A 19,734-nucleotide genomic window follows, 5' to 3' on the forward strand; every position below is an offset into this window, starting at 1 on the left:
CATTATGCATTCTCGTGTTTAAGCCGGGCCAGGCCCGGCTTCTTTTTACCTGACGGATCATCCAAACCTTTTAAAGTATTCTTGACATATAGTTATGTATACAATTAATTTGGTTTGCATTCACAAATTGTTAACCTGGAGGCAACAAGATGAATGAAAAAACCATAAGCGCCGAAAGTGGCGTGAGCACCAAGCAAAATCTCTACTACGGCTGGTGGATAGTGCTAGCCGCTATAATAGGTCTGGCTTTTGGCTACAGCGTAATCGCCATGTCCTTTGGCACCTTTATCAAAGCCTTTGAAGCTGATTTTGGCTGGAGTCGCGGCCAGATCTCTTTCGGCTCTACCGTGATTGGCATTACCGCTATTCTGTTTTTTCCCTATGTGGGCACACTGGTGGATAAATATGGGGTGAAGCGCATTTTGGTGCCCTCTACCTTATTGTTTGGCTTTACCATCGCGGCCATGTCTTTGCTGACACCTTCAATCTGGCATTTGTATGCCATGTGCGTGCTGATCCCTATCCTGGGTGCTGGTACCGCTCCTTTAACCTATTCGCGTTTGCTGGTGAGTTGGTTTAATAAGAAACGTGGTTTGGCACTGGGCATAGGTTTGTCCGGTGTGGGGCTGGGTACTACCTTGGTGCCCTTTATTGCCTCTTACTTTATGAGTCATTACAGCTGGCGTGAAGCCTACATCGCTATCGGCGTCATCGTTGTATTGCTGGTATTACCTATTGCCAAGTTTCTGGTGCGGGAAACGCCGGCCGACATGGGCCTGGCGGTAGACGGTGTGGCTGAGCAGCAAACTGAGGCTGTCACTTCAAGCGCCGCTAAACCTCTGATTGGCTTTACCGCCAAGGAAGCATTAGGGCAGCGCACCTTCTGGTTGATGGTCGCCTCTTTTGTGATTACCGGCCTGACAACCTCCACCGTTTTAGTGCATCTGGTACCTATGATGATGGACCGGGGGATGAACTTACAGGAAGCGGTGGGAACCTTTGCCTATCTGGGTATTTCCATTGTTGGTGGTCGCTTGTTGGCGGGTTATCTGATGGACAAGTTCTTTGCTCCCTATGTGGTGGTGTTTTTTATGCTTGGACCGGTAATTGGCCTGGCCGCTTTTGCCATGGGAGCCAGTGGTCAGTCAGCGGCACTTTGCACGGCACTTATTGGTATCGCCATAGGCGCTGAGTTTGATGTGATGGCTTACTTTACCAGCCGTTACTTTGGCCATCGCTCGTTTGGCGCTATTTATGGCTACGGCTACTCCGGTTTTAAAATTGGCGCCAGCGTCGGACCTTTAATTATGGGGCTGGCGTACGACGCACTGGGCCGCTACACCGAAGTGTTGTGGGCTATGTCAGTGGTGATGCTGCTCAGTTGTGTGCTGATCCTGATGATGGGGCGCTATCCGCAATTACCTTCACGCCCGGCCAAATAGGCGCGAAAACGGCGGCAATTAAGCCGCCGTTATCATATCAACGTTAGATGTGTTCCAAAAAATATTATTGTATACATAGTGTTTAATATGTATTCTTTGTCTGTGTTTATGGGGTGGTAGAAACCAGTATGAGAAAAACATTAAAAGTAGGTATTGCCGGTTTTGGCACTATCGGCAAGGTTGTCGGTCTGGCGCTGGATAAGGGCATGCCAGGTCTTGAATTGGTGGCTATTGCCTCGGGCAATCCGGATAAGGCCAAAGCGGCCATGGCCGGGCTGTCGCAGCCAGTACCAGTAGTCAGTGCCAAAGAATTGGCCGGTTTGGCGGATGTGATAGTGGAATGTGCCCCTACCGCTGCTTTTATGGACATTGCTGAGCCCGCTTTGTGCCAGGGGCGCACCCTGGTCACGGTCAGCGGCGCGGCCATATTACAGCATCCCGAGGTAGTGGAATTGGCTAAACGTCATGGCGCTCAGATCCTGCTGGCGACTGGTGCACTGCTTGGCCTCGATGCCGTGCGTGCTGCGGCCAAAGGCACTATTCATTCAGTCACTATGGTGACCCGTAAGCCACCCACATCGCTGACCAAAGCCAAGTTTATTGTGGAAAACAACATTCAATTGCTGGGCCTGGAAGAACCTCTGCGGGTATTTAAAGGCAGTGCCCGGGAAGGTGCAGAGAAGTTTCCTTCCAATGTTAACGTGGCCGCGTCCCTTGGATTGGCCGGGCTTGGTGCCGAGCAAACCCAATTGGAAATTTGGGCCGACCCTGGCAAAACCCGCAATACCCATACCATCAAAGTGGATGCCGACAGCGCCAGCTTTGAAATGACCATTGAAAATGTACCTACAGTGGAAAATCCCGGCACGGGTCGCATTACCGCGCTTAGCGTGTTGGCGGCGCTGGAATCCCTGACCGCGGCTCTGCGGGTCGGAAGTTAATCTGAGAGGAAATTTGTATGTCTAAACCTGAAAAACCTATTCAACTTAAACACCTGGCCATGGCGTCCAATGATCCGGATAAAAGCCGGGAGTTCTTCGAAAATGTTTTAGGCTGGAGCGTGGCAGGGGTGGTGGCCAGTCGTAATGCCAACGGCTTTTATATGACCGATGGCAATATCAATCTGGCCATACTGAAGTTTCGCAATGGCCCGGCAGCCGGAAAAGAATTTCCGCAGGGGTATGTCGGCCTGCACCACGTAGGCTTTCAATGTGAAGATATTCAGGACATGGTCAACAGCTTCAAGGCCAACGGCTATGAACCGCGCCATGATGTGAATCTGGCTCAGGGGCTGGGCATGAACCCGGCAAAGGATAACGCTGAGTATAAGATGTCTGGTCCGGAGAATATTATGATTGATATCTCCGAGCGTGGCTGGGTGGGTACCAGCACCTACAAAACCTTGGACTAAAATCGTTAGCCCATGCTTGGTGATATCAGCCTGTTCTTACTTGCCACCCTGGCTTCTACCCTGGCCGGGGTATTTGTGATGGGCGGCGGTATGCTGATGGTGCTGGTGTTGCCCTGGTTTGTGCCTGCCATTGCGGTGGTGCCTGTGCATGCGGTTACGCAACTGGCCAGTAACAGTTCCAGGCTTGTCTTTGCCTTTGAGCATATTTATTGGCCAGCCATCGGCCCTTATCTATTTGGCTCGGTGGCAGGTACCAGCTTATTTGCGGCCCTGCTGCTGTCTTTGCCTTTTGAACTTATCCCGCCATTTATTGCCATTTATCTGTTGTTAAGCCTGTGGTGCGTCCCTTTTACTCAGGTGTTGCGACGCCTGGAAAATTTCTTTCTGGCTGGATTTCTGCAAACCGGGCTGGGACTGGTGGTCGGTGCGCCAGGCCCGATAGCGCTGACGATGCTAAGCCGCCGTCTGGAAAACCGCGAAAGCATAGTGGCGACGGCGTCGCTGATGATGTTATGCGGCAACCTGTTTAAGATAGGAACCTTTCTGTGGCTTGGTTTTCATTTTGCTGACTATTGGTGGCCGCTGGTCCTGACGGTAGCTGGCGCCTGTTTGGGTTCGCTGTTTGGCAGCTTGCTGCGCCGCCGCATTGCGCCGCAGGCCTTTATGCTGCAGCTGAAATGGCTCCTCACCCTGATGGCCCTGACAACCTTATTGAAGAGCCTGTTATGGGAGTGATAACACCATGCTGAGATTAGCGTTGATATTGCCGAGTGGCGATGTGCGAGAGGTGCAAGCCGAGCCGGGTTTCAGCTTGCTGGTGGCGGTGCAGGATGCGGGCATTGATGCCCTGCCGGGCGTTTGTAACGGCTGTTGCAGTTGCGGAACCTGCTTGGTGCGTATTGACCAGGTAAGCGAGCAGGATCTGTCGCCCTGCTACCCTGGGGAACAGCAGATTCTGGCTAAACTTAGCGCCGGGGAAAAAACCAGGCTGGCCTGCCAGGTGATGGTCAATAGCACACTTGCGGGCGGGCAAATCACGCTGCTCGGTAAAAGCCGGCCGGGCAAACATGCTGGCGACTAAATTCAGACCCTATTTGTACTCCTTTTTTATGTCCCTGAGTATGTCGGGCATTATGTCGCTGGTGGTCAGCTTGCATAATCTCGGATGGGACGAGCATATCTTGTCAATCTGGCTTAGTGCCTGGCGTTTTAGCTTTATGGTGGCCTTTCCGACCGTGTTAATGCTAACGCCCTTGGTACGGCGATTAGTCGACAGTTTACTGACGCAAAATTCTTGACTTGAACCTGGCACGGCGCACTATGTTAATTGCGTGTTTTAAATGGAATTAACCTATGCCGCTTAACCTTGCCTTTGCACTGTTGCTTACGCTTTCCTCATGCTTCGCCCTGGCTGAACAGAGCATTCAATCCCAACATTCCTGCTTTAGCGGACCCTTTGAGTCATATGATCAATGGCTTATGAAATTGGCAAGTAAGAGCCCTAAGTTCAATCGGGAAAGATTCGCTATGCGCTTTCCAGAAGAGCGATTTAATCGCCTGAAGCAATCGTTGGATTGTGTTGATTTTGTTTATCAGGTGGATGGTTTTAATGTCGAAGGTTACTACCTGAAACCAAAGGCCAAGCCGGGCAGAAAGCTCCCCGTAGTTATCTATAATCGTGGTGGCAATGGTGATTTTGGTTACGTAGTGTTTGGCAAAAAATTGGACATTCATGCTGAGATTGCCAGCCAGGGCTTTATTGTGATTGGCAGCCAATACCGTGGCGCCAGCAAGCATATCGACAGCAATGGTTTTGATGAGTTTGGTGGGGCTGATGTGAACGATGTGGTCGCCCTGGTGGATATCATTAAACAAATACCCGACGCAGATAGCGAAAATATTGCCATGATGGGCTGGAGCCGCGGCAGCATGCAGTCTTATTTGGCGGCAAAAAGACTAGCGAATATTAAAGCCTTGATTGCGGTGGCCGGGGTCTCTGATGTGCAGCAGGCCTTGGCAGACAGACCGGCGATGGAACATGTATATAAAAAACGGGCGCCCGACTTTACCAACAATAGGCAGCATGTTCAGGATCAGCGCTCGGTGGCTAAATGGGCCCATGAATTGCCCGCAAATATGCCTATTTTACTGTTGCATGGCGATCAGGACGAACGGGTCAATGTAACGCATTCCACGCGTCTAGCCGAGATTCTTGAGTCCCTTGAACGTCCGCATAAATTGGTGATTTATCCAGGCGACAATCATGGGCTAACCAAACATCGGCAGGAAATGATCAGTGAAGTGGTGAGCTGGTTGAAGACCTATCTGCAATAGCTGAGCTCTGTTTTTGCATTTTGGACTGTTGATTGACCGTTACAAAGCTGGTCGGCAATAGCCTACTGAACAGAGTACATGACTCAGCCAGTAGGATTTACAGCGGCTTCTGACTAATCAGATAATCAATAGTGCCCAGGCTGGTATTGGAAATATGGTTGCGCATGGCGTCAAACGCCTGATCGCGGTCGCCGGCGATAATTGCCTCTACCAACTCAGCGTGTTCACGGTATGAGGCTTCTAAACGATTACGTTTTTCAAACAACCAGGGTTGGCGATACAAACTCAGTCGTTTGCGCAGTTTTGCGATAGTTTCCTGCAGGGTTTTATTCCGCGAGCCTTGATGAATGGCGGTATGAATTTGGTTATTAAGTTCGGCAAAACGCTCTACATCTTCGCTGTGAACCGCTTCTTCCGACAACTGATGCATACGCTGAATTTGCTTGCGTTCAACGGCGGTCATGCGCTCGGCGCTTAAGCGCGCGCACAGGGCTTCCAGCTCTTGCAGGGCTTCATACATATCGCTGAGCTGATCGATATCCAGCTCGATTACCGTCACCCCTTTATGGGCCTTGCTTTCCACTAAACCACTGGTGTGCAGCAGGCGAAAGGCCTCGCGAATAGGGGTGCGGGATACGCCGAATTGATTGGCAATTTCCTGTTCTTCCAACTTTTGTCCGGGTTTAATTTCACCCGAGATAATTTGCGCAGACAGTTGGTTATAAATTTTGTCAGAGATAGTCAGAGTGGACATTCCTATTGCTTCAAACGCAGCCAAACTCGGGTCAGTTTAAAAGATATCCCTTAAGTTTCAAGCGATATATACACGGGTATTTTATTGTGTACAAATCTCTAAGTTCTTGAATACAAAACGGTGTCTTGCAGTGCCGCTAGATACGCAGATTACCGAAAGATTACCCTCTTAAGTCAGGTGGTTATTAGCCCCTTCGTGTTCTTCGTGACCTTCGTGGTAAATAAATACTTAAACTACCTATATCACCACGAAGAACAGAAGGACACGAAGAGAGCGCTTTACTAGCACCAATCAGTCGAAGTCGAGCTGCATACACATGACTTTGGTCTGGCTCATTTCCCGAACCGCAAATTTCACCCCTTCGCGTCCCAGGCTGCCGCGTTTGGCGCCGCCAAAGGGCATAGCATCGAGGCGATAGTCGGTGGAATCGTTAACCATCACACCGGCCACGTCCAGTTCCCGACTCACCTTCATGGCGGTATTCAGGTTACTGGTAAATACTGCACCGTGAATAGAGAACTCCGCACTATTTGCCTGGGCCAGGGCGTCATCCAAATCATCAAAGGCAAACAGGCTGACTACCGGGCCAAAGGCTTCCTGACAGACCAGCCGATCGCTGTCTTTGAGGTTGTCCAGGGCGGTGGGATAGTAGCAGGCACCTTCGCGCTTGCCACCTACCAGCAAATTAGCGCCGTTGGCGACTGCTTGTTCAACCCATTGTTCAATACGCATGGCTTCACGTTCGTTGATCATGGGGCCAATATCGGTGTCATCCAAAAGCTGGCTGCCCACTTTCAACCTGGCGGTTTGTTCGATAAAGGCCTGCTTAAAGGCGCTGTACAGGCTGCGTTGAATGTAAATTCGCTGCACCCCGATACAATTTTGCCCTACCGCCCAGTAGGCGCCAGACACGCAAGCGGCCACAGCTTTTGGCAGATTGCAGTCGTCCATCACCAGTACCGGGCTGTTAGCCCCCAGTTCCATGGCCAGCTTTTTTATCCCGGCGTTTTTGGCGATGATTTCTCCCGAGGCTTCGCCGCCGGTGTAAGTTACCATCGCCACATCCTTATGGCTTACCAGCGCCTGAGCGAACTCCCGGGCATAACCGGTCAGCACATTCACCTGGCCTGGTGGCAGGCCGCTTTCGAGCAGGGCTTGCACCAGCATCAAAGCCGATAAAGGCGCTTGCTGCGAGGGCTTCAGCACCACCGCATTGCCAGCGGCCAGGGCCGGTCCCAATTTGTGCGCGGCCAGGTTTAGCGGGTCATTAAAAGGGGTAATCGCGGCGATCACCCCCAGCGGCACCTGTTCGTAGTAACCGATGCGCTCTTCACCCCCGGCAAAACTGTCGAAACGCAGGGTTTCGCCGCACAATCGGGTTGCTTCCTCGGCCGACAGGTTTAGCGTATTGATACAGCGCCTTACTTCCTTACGCGCGGCCTGAATGGGCTTGCCGGTTTCCAGCGCGATAGTGCGGGCAAAATCTTCTAGCCGCTGCTGAACCAGATTGGCCGCACCTTTTAACCAGGCGGCGCGCTCAGCGCTGGGTAAAAAACGATGTTTCTCAAACGCCTGTCTGGCGTTTTTCACCGCTTGCAATACATGGCGGTCATCGGCGCAGGAGACTTCACTTACCACTTCATTATTAAAGGGATTGTGGATCTGCATGCTGGCGCCACTGGCCAGCCACTGACCATTGATCAGCAAGCTGGCCGCTGCATTTGGATACAAAATGGCGGCCTGCATATCAGGGTTTGTCCTTACGCAGCACCAGGCTGTCATACTCGCGGGAGTTTAAAATCGCCTCGACAATCACCGGCCCTTGCATGGCAAAGGCTTTCTCCAGTGTCTGTGCGTACTCCTGCTTATCGTAAGCCTTCAGTACAGGTACGCCGAAGATGTTGTCGCCGCCAATAGTGCCGCGCTCACGAATCGGGGTGCCGTAAATAGGGTTGTGCTTTTTCTCCTGCTTGATACGAATCAGCGCCAGGTCATTGTCTGTGAAAAGCACATACACGATATTCAGTTTTTCCCTGACGGCCACAGCGAGTTCACCGGCCGTCATCAAGAAACCGCCGTCACCCACCACCGAACAGACTGGCGTATCGGGTTTACACAGCTTGGCGGCAATAGCCGAAGGAATAGCAAAGCCCATGGCCGACCAGCCGTTGGTCATAATTTGCAGGCCAGGTTTAGGAGTTGGCCACTTTTGCCCAATCAGGTGAATATGGGCACCTACATCACAGGTCATAATGCCTTGTTGTGGGAACTTGTCGCGCAAAATATCCAGCGCAGCACAAGGACCGAAGGCGTCATTATTGGGAGACATGCGGGCAAACATCTCGGCCTTACGCTCTGCCAGCGCATCTAAATCCCAGTTCTTAGCAGCGCAGTCACTGGCCAGCAGGTATTCCACAGAATGCTTGATATTGCCGAGCACATCACAGGCTAAGGTATATTTGCTGGTATCCAGATCGGTGGCAGCGATATCCAGGCTGACCAGCGGTGCATTAGGGATCCAGTCTTCGTAGTTAAATTCCACTTCGTCATAGCCGATGCTGACCACCAAATCGGCCTGCTGATGGGTTTGCCCTACCACATCGCTCAAGGCATGGAACAACACGCCGGCATAGTTAGGATGCGACTCGGCCAGCATGCCTTTGGCCATGGGGTTTAACACCACTGGCACCTGGAATTTTTCGGCCAGGGCGATAACCTGCTCCTGCACGCCGCTGGTAATAGCACGCATACCCAGCGCAATCACGGGTTTATCGGCCTGCACAAACAATTCGCGCATTTTGTCCAGCAGCACCTGGGCGGCGGGCTCGGCAATTTTCACTGGAATCGGCATGGCACTTTCTGCCACCGCTGGCAGGGCACTCATCCCCACGGGCAGGCCGATATGTACCGGGCCTGGCACGCCGGAAGTGGCTACATGGGCGGCATCAAAGATGATTTCGCGCACACGCTCGGCTTCCAGACGGGTGGTTTTCTTGGTGATAGGGGCAAACAGCGCCTGATGGTCAATAGCCATCTGCACGATGCGGCCACGCTTGGCTGCGGGCATTTCGTCGGTCAGGGCAATCATTGGCGAGCGATCCAGATAGGCACTGCCCACGCCGGTGGCCAGGTTAGTGGCGCCAGGGCCAAAGGTGCCGAAACACACGCCGGGCACACCGGTAATACGGCCACAAACGTCAGCCATAAAGGCCGCGCCACCTTCATGGGTAGCGAGAACAAATTCGATGCCGTCTGTGGTGCGCAGGGCTTCCATGTAATCCACCCAGCCGCCGCTGGGTACGCCGAACACATGTTTGACGCCCAGCTCCTTGAGCGCATCGACGACCTGTTGAGCTACGGTTTTATTAGTCATGATAGGGTACCCGTTAAATCTGATTATGGATGAATGTAACCCGCACTGTTGCTATGTGCGGCGGCGCAGGGCGCAAGCCCGGCCATCTGCAGAAAGCTCAGCAGGCTGTCGTTGAATTCCACCGGCTTTTCAAAAAAGGCCGAATGACCGCAGGCGTCAAATTCCACGATAAAGGAACCGTCCACCTGCTCCTGCACCAGGCGAATCGCCTCAATGGGGAACAAAATATCGTCCTGACCGGCCAGAAACATCACGGTAAAACCAAGCTTACCCAAGGTGGCCGGATCCACTTTTGTGGCGGCATATTCACCGCTTAGATTGCTGCGGTCGGTGCGGTTAAAGCTGTTGAACTGGCGGTATAACAGACACTGCTCGGGGTTTGCCTGGCGAAACGCCTCGCCCAGCACCCGTTGCAATTGGTCCAGGTGGGCGGTGTCGGCCCGCGCCTTGTCCATAATGGCCGCGACTTCAGCACTTTCCTGTAAGCCATGCAGGGAGTCGGCAATTACCAACCCGGCAACTCGCTCAGGATATTGGCTGGCAAACTGAATGGCGGTGCCGCCGCCCATGGACTGACCCACCAGTGCGACTTTGGGCAGTTGCAAGTGATCAAGCAAAGCCAGCAGGTCGCTGACAAAACCGCTACGCCCCAGGCCTGCCTGGTCGGTGGAATTGCCAAAACCACGATGGTCAAAGGTGATCACCTGATAGGCTTTAGCGAGCACGGCCACCTGTTTGTACCAACTGGCATGATTGCCGCCCAAACCATGGGCCAGTACCACCGGCTCGCCCTGGCCATGCACTTCGTAATAAAAGCTGTCTTGGTTAATTTGTATAAAGGGCATCAGGATTCTCCCTTATTTATCATTTTTAATAATGGCTTTGATCCGCGCTGGCGGTTCAACCACAAAGCTTTCCAAATTCCACTGATCAAAGGTGCCCATTTCGGTACCTGGCCAGACTGAAGCGGCATAGGGAGCTTGTTCGGTGATTTGCAGCATGTCGGAGTAAAATTCTACGTTGTTGCCATCCGGGTCTTTAAACACGATAAAGGTATTGTCGCCGGGGCCATGGCGACCGATGCCGCGGTCAATTTCAATTCCGCGCGCCAGCAACATCTTGGTGATCTGTTTGATGTCTTCGATACTGTCGACGTGATAGGAGAAGTGCTCGATACGTGACTGGGCCGGGTCCTGCTTGCCTAGTTGATCAGCAGGCAACTGCAATAAGGCCAGATCATGATGGTCCTGACCGGCACGTAAAAACACCATGCGATCGTCTATCCAGTCAGACACGGTCAGACCGACCACCTCCTGATAAAACTGCACCGAACGTTGTATGTCCTGCACTTTGAGCACCAGATGGCCCAGTTTAGTTGGCTTGGGTTGGTACATGTTGCTCTCCTCTGGTTCAGAGCACTTCGGCTCTGACGGTATTTTTAATGCAACCCACGCCCTCGGCGCTGGCTTCCAGTACATCGCCCGGCTTTAGATATAAGCCGATACCTTTGCCTACCCCGGCCGGGGTACCGGTCATAATCAAATCTCCTGGGCGCAGGGTCAAAATGCTGGACAGGTATTCGATTTGTTCAAATACGTTCCAAATCAGTTCGCTGGTATTGCCGTCTTGCATTTGTTTACCGTTCAAAAACAGCGACAGCTTAATCTGATGCGGGTCGGCGATAGCTTGCTTGGGTACGAAGACCGGCCCCATGGGGCAGAAGGTGTCCCAGCTTTTGCCACGAAACCAGTCGTGCTTAAAGGGGTAGTCACTACGACGATTCAGATCCCGGGCAGAAATATCATTCACCACGGTGTAGCCTGCAATATAGTTAAGAGCATCAGCGGCTTTTACCCGGCGGGCGGCCTTACCTATGACTACGCCCAGTTCCACTTCCCAGTCCAATTGCTGGGTTTCCGGCGGCAGAATCACATCTGTCCGGGTTGCGGTTACTGAGGTGGTGGCTTTCATAAACACATATGGGGAGCTATCTGGCTTGGCGGCCAGAATGGTATTCATCTCGGCTGCATGTTCATGATAATTGGAAGCGGTACCAAAAATGGTGGTGGGGCGAAAGGGCACCTGCAACTGCAAATCCTCAGCCAGTGGTGCTACCTTGCCCTGCTCGACTAACAGAATCACCTGTTCAGCCAGGTCCTGCAATTCAGCCGAGGTTTGCTCCCATTGGCAAATTGCATCGGTACTGCTGAATACCCAGCGTGGTTTGCTGTGCTGCGCTGGGTGAACGGATTCAAAACAGCTCTCCAGGTCGAAAAACTTGCCTTGGATCTGCATAGCCGTGCGTTCATGACCTTGCGTCTGGTAAGTAGCTAATGCGAATGTTGTCATACAGAATTCTCTTATTTTGTGCCCCGCTGGGGCTTAACTCTTGTAATTCATCAAACCCACTTTGCGGGTCTTACCGATGAAATTCGACTAATTAAATAGCTGCCTGATATATCTAAAATTGAATATCAATAAGCTCTGTTATCTGTTTTTACTTATTTAAGCCAGTAAGGTGCGGTACAGCATGCGCCCCGCGACCAACAGCAGGAAAAAGCCGAACAGCATGCTGAGCCTACGTTTATCCAAGCGATGGGCGAGCTTTGCGCCTAAGGGAGCCATTACCACAGTGACAGGTGCGATCAGTGCCACACCGATCAGATTGATATAACCCAGGCTGCCTGGTGGCAGGCGCGCATCCCCCCAGCCTGAGTAGGCAAAACCAAAAGCACCAGGCAAGCTGATCAATAATCCAAACAGCGCAGCTGTACCCACCGCGCGGTGGATGGGCTGATTCATCAGGGTTAGCACCGGCACGCTCAGGGTGCCGCCGCCTATACCCATCATGCTCGACAAGCCGCCTATGGCCAGTGGGGGAAAAGGTGCTGCCAGCCCACGTGGCACATCTCGGCTGAGGGTCAGATTGTCCAGTGGCAATAGCATTTTTAGGGCGACCAGTAGTGCCACCACGCCAAACACCGCGGATAGAACCTGGCTATCCACAAAGGCTGCGCCGATGGCGCCTAAAAGTGAGCCCATCAGCACCGCCGGGCCCCAGACTTTTACCAGACCCAAGTCCACAGCCCCTTTGGCGTGATGTGCCCGGGTGGATGAAATCGAGGTAAAGATAATGCAGGTCAGCGACGTGGCAACGGCCACATGCATACGAATAGCCGGCTCTATACCGTACAAACCCAAGGCCGTGTCCAGCACTGGCACTATCACAATGCCGCCACCTACTCCCAGCAAACCAGCCAGCAGACCGGCGACGATTCCTGTGGCCAGCATCATGGCGGCCAATGGAAAAACAGCGTCGATTAACTCCATAGTCTCAGATCTCTAAACCTATCTAGGTATACTTTGATAATGTTATTGTATACATTAAATCTAGATTGCATTCAGATCTAGTGTTTTTTTAACTCAACCATGTCTATTGGGAGGACGCCAAGATGAATTCACCGGCTATTAGTCATGCACAACAGCAGGCTATTGATATGGCACAGGCCGCCGCCACCAAGCTTCGAGAGGAATTTGAACCCTTAAGCCCGAAGATGCTGAACCAGATTCTGTGTGAAGCACGTAGCCATAACGGTTGGCTGGATAAACCTGTTGCCGGGCAAACCCTCAGGCAGCTTTACGAGATTGTGAAAATGGGCTCCACCAGTATGAACAGTTGCCCGGCCCGCTTCGTGTTTATACAAAGTGAACAGGCCAAGCAAAAGCTCAAAGCCTGCCTGGCCCCACTCAATGTCAACAAGGTTCTGAGCGCACCTGTTACCGTGATCGTTGCCCATGATCTGGCGTTTTACGAGAAGATGGACAAGCTGTTTGCCCACAACCCCGGTGCTCGTCAGATGATGGCCGACAATGCCAAGGCTGCTGAAATCACGGCTTTTAGAAATGGCACCCTACAAGGCGCTTACCTGATGATTGCGGCGCGCGCCCTGGGTTTGGATGTAGGCCCAATGTCGGGTTTTAATAATCAGGCCTGTGATGAGGCTTTCTTTGCCGGTACCCGTATCCGCAGTAACTTTTTGTGCTGCCTGGGTTACGGCGATACCACAAAACTGTTTCAGCGCCTGCCGCGTTTGGATTTTGATGAAGCCTGCCAGATTAGCTAGAGGCTGGTTACTCTTTCAGGCCTTGTTGTTTCAGTAATCTGCCCAGTTGCTCCAAATCTTCGGCTTTGGGACTGGGCATCCTGTATTGTGCTGGACACATGGCCTGCTTATAGGCCGGGTGTATGCGTATGCGGGCCAGCCAGTCTTGCACTTTTGGCTTGTCCTGCCAGATAAAATCAAACTCTAAACGACTTACCCTGTCAGCAAATGCCATCGTACTGATATCCGCCAGGGTAAAGGTTTCATCTGCCAGCCAGGTATGCTGGGTCAGCCGTTGCTCCATCAACTCCGCAATCGCAACAAGCTGTTGAATACTTGCCAGCACCGCCTGGTAATCCACACAAGTCCCCACCAGATTACGAAAGGCGGCCGCTCGTGCTGGCTGCGGGTGCGAGGCGATCAGTGTTTCTAGCGCTTCATGGGTCATATTGGTAAAGCGCTGGCGAATCATAAGCTGAAAAGATGCCACTCTCAGCGTGGGGTGGATTACATCATCAAAATACTTACACCACATCCGCATATTAGCCCGGGCCATAGGTTGTGAGGGGACCAAGCTGGGCACAAAAGTTTCGTCCAGATACTCATTGATGATGCTGGACTCGCGGATAACCTGGCCGTTATGCACGAGCGTCGGCACCACGCCGGCCGGATTAAGCGCCAGGTAATCGGGATGCAGATGTTCAAAGTCCCGTAGCACCACGCGTCGGCTTTGCCAACTCAGGGCCCTTGCGGCCAAGCAGGCGCGCACCTTAAAAGACATCAACGAATCCCAATCCTGATAAAGCCAGAGCATTTTCATTACCCCTTATTTTGTATACATGAAAATATAAATGTATTTAAATTGATTAAAAATATATACAAATATTTAACATTGAATTATATGTAAAAAAAGTGAGTGCAAAATAAACAACCTCAATCAACCGCACAGCAACAAGAACGAAAGAGGAGACGGGTATGACACGACACACCAACCTAACCAATCTGGGCTTATGCACCAGTTGCCTACTATCCGGTTTGGCAACCAGTCACAGCCTGATGGCGCAAGATGCGCCAGCCAACCAGGACAGGAATGTCGAGCAAATCGTCGTCACGGGGTCGTTTATCAAAGGCAAAGAGCAGGGCACCAGCGCTTCGCCTATTGCCGTAATTGGTGAAGATGATCTGAATAATATCGGGGCCACCAGTGTTTCCGATCTGGTCAATACCTTGACCATCAATACCGGAGCGCAGGTTTACTCGGACAGTTTCGAACAAGCCCGCTCAGCCGGTACGACTAATATCAACCTGCGCGGTTTGGGCGTTACCTCTACGCTGGTTTTGCTAAACGGTCAGCGGCATACCTTGTCACCGGCGGTTACCGAAGCCGGTGATCAGTTTGTTGACCTCAGCACACTGGTACCCGCCATCGCCGTGGAGCGGGTGGAAATACTCAAAGATGGCGCGTCGTCCTTGTATGGCTCTGATGCGGTGGCAGGGGTAGTGAATTTTATCACCCGTTCCACCTTTGAAGGATTCGAGCTGGATGCCAACTACCAGCACAATAAATACGGCTCAGACGAAATCAGCCTGGGCGCTATTGTGGGCGCAGCAGGTGAACGCAGCAATCTGATGTTTGCCGTGAACTACTTAAAGCGTACCAATGTGCCAAATTCTGCGCGACGCGATGATTATGCCGACAATCAGGACTCCTGGAGTGGTTACGGCTTCCCCGGCAAGGTGATTGCGTTTGACGGCCCTCCGGGACCGCCGATCAAACTGATTGACCCAAGCTGCCTGGATGGTAGTGCTTTTGAAAAATATCCGGGTCTGGTGCGCCGCAAGCCAGATGGTGAGTTCCCCAGCGACGGTGCTTGCGAACTGAACTACGGTTATTACGGCGACATCATTGCCGCCGCCGAACAAACACAGGCCATGGCGCAAGCGAACTTTGATTTAACCGACAGCACGCAGTTGTTCAGTGAATTGGTGGTAGCCCGCAATAAGACCACGATTAATTCGGTTCCTAGCCAACCCCAGTTGGATGCAGTACGGGTACCTGAGTATCATCCAGATGCAATCGAAGTAGGAGGCCCTGACCCCTTTCCCGGCAGTGCCTCCAACAGCGGCGTGCTGTTTATCCGACCCCTGGGAGCCGGTTCCGAGCCCAACAAAGATGACAAAGTTTACCAAAGCTGGCGCTATCAACTCGGCCTGAAAGGCGATTTGACCAATGACTGGAGTTGGAAAGCCACCTGGACAACCAGTGTTAATGAAGCAGAAAACGCCCGCAAAGATGTGATTACCAACAATTTGCAAGCGGCCTTGAATGGCCAGGGTGGGCCAAACGGCGATGCATTTTATTATTGGCTGTCGAGCAGCCAGGATAAAAATACCCCTGAGATGTATGACTTTATCTTCGGCGAGTTTGGTTATCAGGCTACATCCAGCCAAAGCGTATTTGACGCCCATGTCACCGGTGATTTATTTGAACTGCCAGCCGGTGCGCTAGGGGCTGCTTTTGGTGTGCAACATCGTACCGATAAGCTGGAATACGATTTTAACGAGTTATCTAACGATCTGGTGTTTAACTTTTTTGGTGGCGGCGAAGATTTTACCGGGGAACAGAAAGTGTGGGCGGCATTCGCCGAATTCTCCATTCCGCTGACTTACGATCTGACGATGCAGACCGCGATACGTTACGAGGATTTTGACCTGGCCAGTACCACTGACCCCAAAGTAGCCCTGCTGTGGACCCCAAGCCAGGACTTTAGCCTAAGAGCCAGTTACGGCACGTCATTCAGAGTGGCTACCGTGTTTCAGAATGATTCCCAGTTTATTACGCCGCAAACCGCCAATGATCCGCTGGCCGGTGGTGATGAAGTGAGCTTTATTTCATTGCTGACCGGTGATCCTGTGCGCCCATTGAAGCCACAGGAGTCTGAGGCTGTGAACCTGGGGATGAGCTGGACCTTCGCCGAAGATGTCACCTTGAATCTGGATTACTGGCGTTTTGATTATAAGAACTTTATTACGCCTGAGTCCGCTGCGGCGTTGTTGGCCGTTGACCCGACCAGCAGTCAGATTGAGCGCGGCCCGGGTGGCGAAGCGGTGAAAATCACCACTTACTACCGCAATGCCGGCTCGGTGCAAACCGATGGCATAGATTTCAGCTTGTTCACGGATCTGGACATGGGTGAATGGGGGAACCTGCGCCCCATGCTGGATGGTACTTATGTGCTCAGCTATGACCTGGACGATCCGCTACTTGGCCCCATCGATGGTCTGGGCAATGTCAACGATGAAAACTTTGGCGTATCCACCGTTGAGCTGCGCGCTAATCTGGGCTTGCTGTGGAGTAACGGTAAGCACAGTGGCAATCTTTATGTTCGCCATATTGGTGACTACCAGAATGACAATGAAGACAACGCCAAAGTTGCCAGTTGGACCAAGATAGATATGCAGTACAGCTATCAGATGGATCCCTTGCTAAGTACGGGGGAGGGCCCAAGGTTAATGGTGGGGGCGCAGAACCTGTTTGACCGCGCCGCCCCTACCGTGCGTAACTCGCTTGGATACGATGCCACGGTGCACGATCCCCGTGGTCGCATGGTGTATGTCAATATAAAACAGGCGTTTTAACCTACGTCAGCTTGGCAATAAGGCGGGCTAGGCCCGCCTTAATTAAGGTTTTTATACTAAGACGCCTGGACTTTTATTCTGCGCTGTAACGGCGCTCAACTTTATTCAGCAGGGTCGAGTCTTCCAAGTCCAGCTTTACCGGCTTATGCAGAATAATACGACCCTCGATGCGGGCATTTTTGTCGACAAACAAGGTCGGCTCGTCATCGTCACCCCAGCTTTTATCTTTGCGATGATTAAACACCACATCACCTTTAATGGTGGTACTGCCTTTCAACACGATATCGCCATTCAGGGTTTCCAGATCTTTGCCAACCTCTGCGTCATCCAGCAGGATATCGCCATTCACTGTGCTGATATCTCCAGCTACCTGAGCGCCGCGTTCCAGACTGATGCGACCATTTACGGTTTCAAGGTCGTCACTCACTCGCAAGTTCTTACCTGCCGTGATGCTGCCGTTGACGGTTTCAGCTTCTTCCACTGATACATTGTCGCCCAGTTCAATTCCACCGTTGACTGTGCTGACATCTCCGGCGCTGCTGCGATGACCAATATCAATTCCGCCGTTGACCGTACTCAAATCGCCTACCTGACGGTCACTTTGAATATCAATGCCACCAAATACCGTGCTTGAATCTCCATGCTCATCAACATCACCACCCACGTGAATAATACAGCCGGAAAGTAAGCTGACACTGAACAGTGGCACCAGCAGAGCGAGAGTATGTTTTTTCATGTTAATCCTGTTGATTTTGCTTTTTGATATTTAAAAGCAATCCTCAGGCCAAATGTAAAAATCATTGCAAATCAATTGGTTATTATATTTTTGTAGAGATGGATAAATTTACTTTGCCAAACTTTGGCAGAATTCGCCACTTTTGCTGAAAAACACGCCACTCAATAAAAAAGGAGCCTTGCGGCTCCTTTTTCTGATTAGGGTCTTGGCGGCCATGCCTGCTTAGGTGGGGCAAAGCTGGGTTCACCCAAAAGTGGGCTGGACAGGGCGTAGAAGCCATGGTTAGTAAACAGCCAGAACAGGTTGCGGTCATACTCCACATACACCGAGTGGGACAAATTACCCATGGCATAGCTGGCTACTTTATCTTCCTTAAAAGGCGGCACGAAGTAAGCGGCAATTTGTGGTTTATCCGGGTTGCTCACGTCAAACACCTGCAAGCCAGCATTATAAAAGTTAAACGGCAGAATACCGGCTTTGTGGCTACCCGGTTGATGATAGGCACCAGTGCGTTTTGGCCCAAAGCTACCACGACGCTGACAAAAATCTGTAAAGGCTGCATCGGCAGGCGGCTTAGGACGTGGCATCACACCTTTTACCTTGGGATTGGCCGGGTCAGATACATCAATAATATGGATATCTTTGTAAGGCTCGTAACAGTCTTCGTTGAGTGGGTAGCCACTGAAATACACCAGACCGGTTTCTTCAACCTGGGACACATCGACAAAGTCCCCTTCGGTACCGGCAATATTGGCCGGGAACTTGAGGTTGCTGATCACCTGCATATCGGACGGGTCGCTGATATCCACTACCACAAAACCTAACCCGCCCATGGCGCCATAACCATACTTACCACCCTGGGAAGCCGGTTTGGGAATAAACAGTGGCATACGAGAGCCCATCCAGGAGGTACGGTTTCCTGCACGCGGATCTGCTTTGAAGACCGCCTCATGCTCCGGGTTGCCGACGATTTGCCCAGGCAAACCTAGCATATCCAGGAATCTGGGGTTAGTCGGATCAGACATATCCCAGGCCTGATAGCCTGCGCTGTATAGGTCATTGGGGTATTCGGTCAAACCCCAGCGCTTATCCGGGGCTGCGGAGACATACATAATGTCGTCGCCGAAATAAGCGGGAATATCCCTTACCCCTGAACCTTGCTGCTGTCCAACAGGGGCATCCGCATGCAAGATGTCAGTGGTCCGCTCGGCAATCAGTTTCCAGTCTTTGGGGAGCGGCCCATTCATCTCGTAGACTTTAAAGCCTTTAAGATGATTGGCGTTGCGAATCGCTTCTACTTTATCTGGCTGGCGGTATTTATCACGTAGCAAACCGAAACGGCGAATCTCAAATGCTTGCACCATCACATATTTGCCCAGCTTTTTGCTCCACTGGATACTGGCCGCGCCCATCATGTCGTTTTCTGCATACGGATTTTGTTCTTCACCGTCAGGGCCGTTAGCGCCCCAGGTGTGGCCGCGGGTCAGAAGCAGTTCAACTTTCTTGGGGTCCGTAATATCAAATATCTTCAGATCACGGCGCACATATTGGTAGAGATAGCGGCGGCCATTGAAATCAACAATATTCTGCCAGGTATGAAAGGGCTCTACCGTAATGGGGTAGTAAGCTTCCACCTTCATATTCTTGATGTAGCTGTTGGGATCCCAGTAGTCCAGTTGCCCTTCGAAAGGAAAGGCATCATGAGACTCTGGAGTCGCCTTGGGATGCACGAAGCTGCCATCTGCCTGCATACCATAACTACCGGGCTCAGGATTTTTTGGGGTGCGATCACCACCCAATTCTGCCTGACGCTTAACGATAGGATCTTTGATGTTAACCGGCGTGTCTTTACTTATGTCCCAAGGACTGGCAATTAAACCCGTGCTGACAACCAGCGCAGCGGCTATGGCACTCAGCGGGAGCCTTGTATAATTCTTCATGT

General features: G+C 51.9%; 19 protein-coding genes. 9 read left to right on the forward strand and 10 right to left on the reverse strand.

Annotated features, from left to right (window positions below; translation table 11 throughout):
• Positions 1–149 precede the first annotated feature (149 nt).
• The 7 genes from J0A65_RS07275 (at position 150) to J0A65_RS07305 (ending at position 5,187) form a co-directional block, all read left to right on the forward strand.
• Positions 150–1,442 (forward strand): MFS transporter, encoded by a 1,293-nt coding sequence (locus J0A65_RS07275; protein WP_206593476.1) that lies wholly within the window; start codon positions 150–152, stop codon positions 1,440–1,442.
• Positions 1,443–1,570: 128 nt separating this feature from the next.
• Complete coding sequence (locus J0A65_RS07280; RefSeq protein WP_206593477.1) at positions 1,571–2,383, forward strand: aspartate dehydrogenase; 813 nt, start codon at positions 1,571–1,573, stop codon at positions 2,381–2,383.
• Positions 2,384–2,400: 17 nt separating this feature from the next.
• The gene (locus J0A65_RS07285; RefSeq protein WP_188690534.1) at positions 2,401–2,853 is read left to right on the forward strand and encodes a VOC family protein; all 453 of its coding nucleotides are present in this window, start codon (positions 2,401–2,403) and stop codon (positions 2,851–2,853) included.
• 12 nt (positions 2,854–2,865) lie between these two features.
• Positions 2,866–3,588: a sulfite exporter TauE/SafE family protein gene (locus J0A65_RS07290; protein WP_206593478.1), complete on the forward strand. Its 723-nt coding sequence runs from the start codon at positions 2,866–2,868 to the stop codon at positions 3,586–3,588.
• Positions 3,589–3,595: 7 nt separating this feature from the next.
• A complete protein-coding gene (locus J0A65_RS07295; RefSeq protein ID WP_206593479.1) occupies positions 3,596–3,934 on the forward strand; it encodes a 2Fe-2S iron-sulfur cluster-binding protein in 339 nt (112 codons plus the stop codon).
• On the forward strand, positions 3,921–4,151 hold the full coding sequence (locus J0A65_RS07300; RefSeq protein ID WP_206593480.1) for a DUF2798 domain-containing protein: 231 nt from the start codon (positions 3,921–3,923) through the stop codon (positions 4,149–4,151). Before J0A65_RS07295 ends, J0A65_RS07300 begins: the two co-directional genes overlap by 14 nt.
• Before the next feature lie 229 nt (positions 4,152–4,380).
• Positions 4,381–5,187, forward strand: coding sequence for an alpha/beta hydrolase family protein (locus tag J0A65_RS07305; RefSeq protein ID WP_206593481.1), 807 nt, complete (start codon positions 4,381–4,383; stop codon positions 5,185–5,187).
• Positions 5,188–5,284: 97 nt separating this feature from the next.
• On the opposite strand, the gene J0A65_RS07310 is transcribed toward J0A65_RS07305, so the two are convergent.
• The 7 genes from J0A65_RS07310 to J0A65_RS07340 all read right to left on the reverse strand — a co-directional run bounded on the left by J0A65_RS07310 (position 5,285) and on the right by J0A65_RS07340 (position 12,644).
• On the reverse strand, positions 5,285–5,941 hold the full coding sequence (locus tag J0A65_RS07310) for a GntR family transcriptional regulator (RefSeq protein WP_188690517.1): 657 nt from the start codon (positions 5,939–5,941) through the stop codon (positions 5,285–5,287).
• Between the two features lie 291 nt (positions 5,942–6,232).
• Positions 6,233–7,687, reverse strand: coding sequence for an aldehyde dehydrogenase family protein (locus tag J0A65_RS07315; protein ID WP_206593482.1), 1,455 nt, complete (start codon positions 7,685–7,687; stop codon positions 6,233–6,235).
• Between the two features lies 1 nt (position 7,688).
• A complete protein-coding gene (locus J0A65_RS07320) occupies positions 7,689–9,314 on the reverse strand; it encodes a thiamine pyrophosphate-binding protein (RefSeq protein ID WP_206593483.1) in 1,626 nt (541 codons plus the stop codon).
• 23 nt (positions 9,315–9,337) lie between these two features.
• The gene (locus J0A65_RS07325) at positions 9,338–10,159 is read right to left on the reverse strand and encodes an alpha/beta fold hydrolase (protein WP_206593484.1); all 822 of its coding nucleotides are present in this window, start codon (positions 10,157–10,159) and stop codon (positions 9,338–9,340) included.
• Positions 10,160–10,171: 12 nt separating this feature from the next.
• On the reverse strand, positions 10,172–10,708 hold the full coding sequence (locus J0A65_RS07330) for a VOC family protein (protein WP_188690505.1): 537 nt from the start codon (positions 10,706–10,708) through the stop codon (positions 10,172–10,174).
• Positions 10,709–10,724: 16 nt separating this feature from the next.
• Positions 10,725–11,663 (reverse strand): fumarylacetoacetate hydrolase family protein, encoded by a 939-nt coding sequence (locus J0A65_RS07335; protein ID WP_206593485.1) that lies wholly within the window; start codon positions 11,661–11,663, stop codon positions 10,725–10,727.
• Between the two features lie 156 nt (positions 11,664–11,819).
• Positions 11,820–12,644, reverse strand: a complete 825-nt coding sequence (locus tag J0A65_RS07340; protein WP_206593486.1) for a sulfite exporter TauE/SafE family protein — start codon at positions 12,642–12,644, stop codon at positions 11,820–11,822.
• A gap of 122 nt (positions 12,645–12,766) precedes the next feature.
• Here J0A65_RS07340 and J0A65_RS07345 point away from each other — a divergent pair, with 122 nt between their 5' ends.
• On the forward strand, positions 12,767–13,438 hold the full coding sequence (locus J0A65_RS07345) for a malonic semialdehyde reductase (protein ID WP_206593487.1): 672 nt from the start codon (positions 12,767–12,769) through the stop codon (positions 13,436–13,438).
• Positions 13,439–13,445: 7 nt separating this feature from the next.
• Here J0A65_RS07345 and J0A65_RS07350 read toward each other — a convergent pair whose 3' ends face one another.
• Positions 13,446–14,231, reverse strand: a complete 786-nt coding sequence (locus J0A65_RS07350) for a glutathione S-transferase family protein (RefSeq protein WP_206593488.1) — start codon at positions 14,229–14,231, stop codon at positions 13,446–13,448.
• A 161-nt stretch (positions 14,232–14,392) separates the two neighbouring features.
• Here J0A65_RS07350 and J0A65_RS07355 point away from each other — a divergent pair, with 161 nt between their 5' ends.
• Positions 14,393–17,056 carry a TonB-dependent receptor gene (locus J0A65_RS07355; RefSeq protein WP_206593489.1) on the forward strand — a complete coding sequence of 888 codons (2,664 nt, stop codon included), beginning with the start codon at positions 14,393–14,395 and terminating at the stop codon, positions 17,054–17,056.
• Between the two features lie 73 nt (positions 17,057–17,129).
• Here the strand turns inward: J0A65_RS07355 and J0A65_RS07360 are convergent, their stop codons facing one another.
• Positions 17,130–17,792 carry a DUF4097 family beta strand repeat-containing protein gene (locus J0A65_RS07360; RefSeq protein ID WP_206593490.1) on the reverse strand — a complete coding sequence of 221 codons (663 nt, stop codon included), beginning with the start codon at positions 17,790–17,792 and terminating at the stop codon, positions 17,130–17,132.
• Positions 17,793–17,989: 197 nt separating this feature from the next.
• Positions 17,990–19,732, reverse strand: coding sequence for an LVIVD repeat-containing protein (locus J0A65_RS07365; RefSeq protein ID WP_206593491.1), 1,743 nt, complete (start codon positions 19,730–19,732; stop codon positions 17,990–17,992).
• Positions 19,733–19,734: the final 2 nt, after the last annotated feature.

The organism is Bowmanella yangjiangensis, from assembly GCF_017255015.1.
Classification (GTDB): Bacteria; Pseudomonadota; Gammaproteobacteria; order Enterobacterales; family Alteromonadaceae; genus Bowmanella; species Bowmanella yangjiangensis.

Bases quoted from the DNA above. Each gene is read 5' to 3' on its own strand.
- J0A65_RS07275 (WP_206593476.1), top strand. From the start codon at position 150: ATGAATGAAAAAACCATAAGCGCCGAAAGTGGCGTGAGCACCAAGCAA.
- J0A65_RS07280 (WP_206593477.1), top strand. From the start codon at position 1,571: ATGAGAAAAACATTAAAAGTAGGTATTGCCGGTTTTGGCACTATCGGC.
- J0A65_RS07285 (WP_188690534.1), top strand. From the start codon at position 2,401: ATGTCTAAACCTGAAAAACCTATTCAACTTAAACACCTGGCCATGGCG.
- J0A65_RS07290 (WP_206593478.1), top strand. From the start codon at position 2,866: ATGCTTGGTGATATCAGCCTGTTCTTACTTGCCACCCTGGCTTCTACC.
- J0A65_RS07295 (WP_206593479.1), top strand. From the start codon at position 3,596: ATGCTGAGATTAGCGTTGATATTGCCGAGTGGCGATGTGCGAGAGGTG.
- J0A65_RS07300 (WP_206593480.1), top strand. From the start codon at position 3,921: ATGCTGGCGACTAAATTCAGACCCTATTTGTACTCCTTTTTTATGTCC.
- J0A65_RS07305 (WP_206593481.1), top strand. From the start codon at position 4,381: ATGCGCTTTCCAGAAGAGCGATTTAATCGCCTGAAGCAATCGTTGGAT.
- J0A65_RS07310 (WP_188690517.1), bottom strand. From the start codon at position 5,941: ATGTCCACTCTGACTATCTCTGACAAAATTTATAACCAACTGTCTGCG.
- J0A65_RS07315 (WP_206593482.1), bottom strand. From the start codon at position 7,687: ATGCAGGCCGCCATTTTGTATCCAAATGCAGCGGCCAGCTTGCTGATC.
- J0A65_RS07320 (WP_206593483.1), bottom strand. From the start codon at position 9,314: ATGACTAATAAAACCGTAGCTCAACAGGTCGTCGATGCGCTCAAGGAG.
- J0A65_RS07325 (WP_206593484.1), bottom strand. From the start codon at position 10,159: ATGCCCTTTATACAAATTAACCAAGACAGCTTTTATTACGAAGTGCAT.
- J0A65_RS07330 (WP_188690505.1), bottom strand. From the start codon at position 10,708: ATGTACCAACCCAAGCCAACTAAACTGGGCCATCTGGTGCTCAAAGTG.
- J0A65_RS07335 (WP_206593485.1), bottom strand. From the start codon at position 11,663: ATGACAACATTCGCATTAGCTACTTACCAGACGCAAGGTCATGAACGC.
- J0A65_RS07340 (WP_206593486.1), bottom strand. From the start codon at position 12,644: ATGGAGTTAATCGACGCTGTTTTTCCATTGGCCGCCATGATGCTGGCC.
- J0A65_RS07345 (WP_206593487.1), top strand. From the start codon at position 12,767: ATGAATTCACCGGCTATTAGTCATGCACAACAGCAGGCTATTGATATG.
- J0A65_RS07350 (WP_206593488.1), bottom strand. From the start codon at position 14,231: ATGCTCTGGCTTTATCAGGATTGGGATTCGTTGATGTCTTTTAAGGTG.
- J0A65_RS07355 (WP_206593489.1), top strand. From the start codon at position 14,393: ATGACACGACACACCAACCTAACCAATCTGGGCTTATGCACCAGTTGC.
- J0A65_RS07360 (WP_206593490.1), bottom strand. From the start codon at position 17,792: ATGAAAAAACATACTCTCGCTCTGCTGGTGCCACTGTTCAGTGTCAGC.
- J0A65_RS07365 (WP_206593491.1), bottom strand. From the start codon at position 19,732: ATGAAGAATTATACAAGGCTCCCGCTGAGTGCCATAGCCGCTGCGCTG.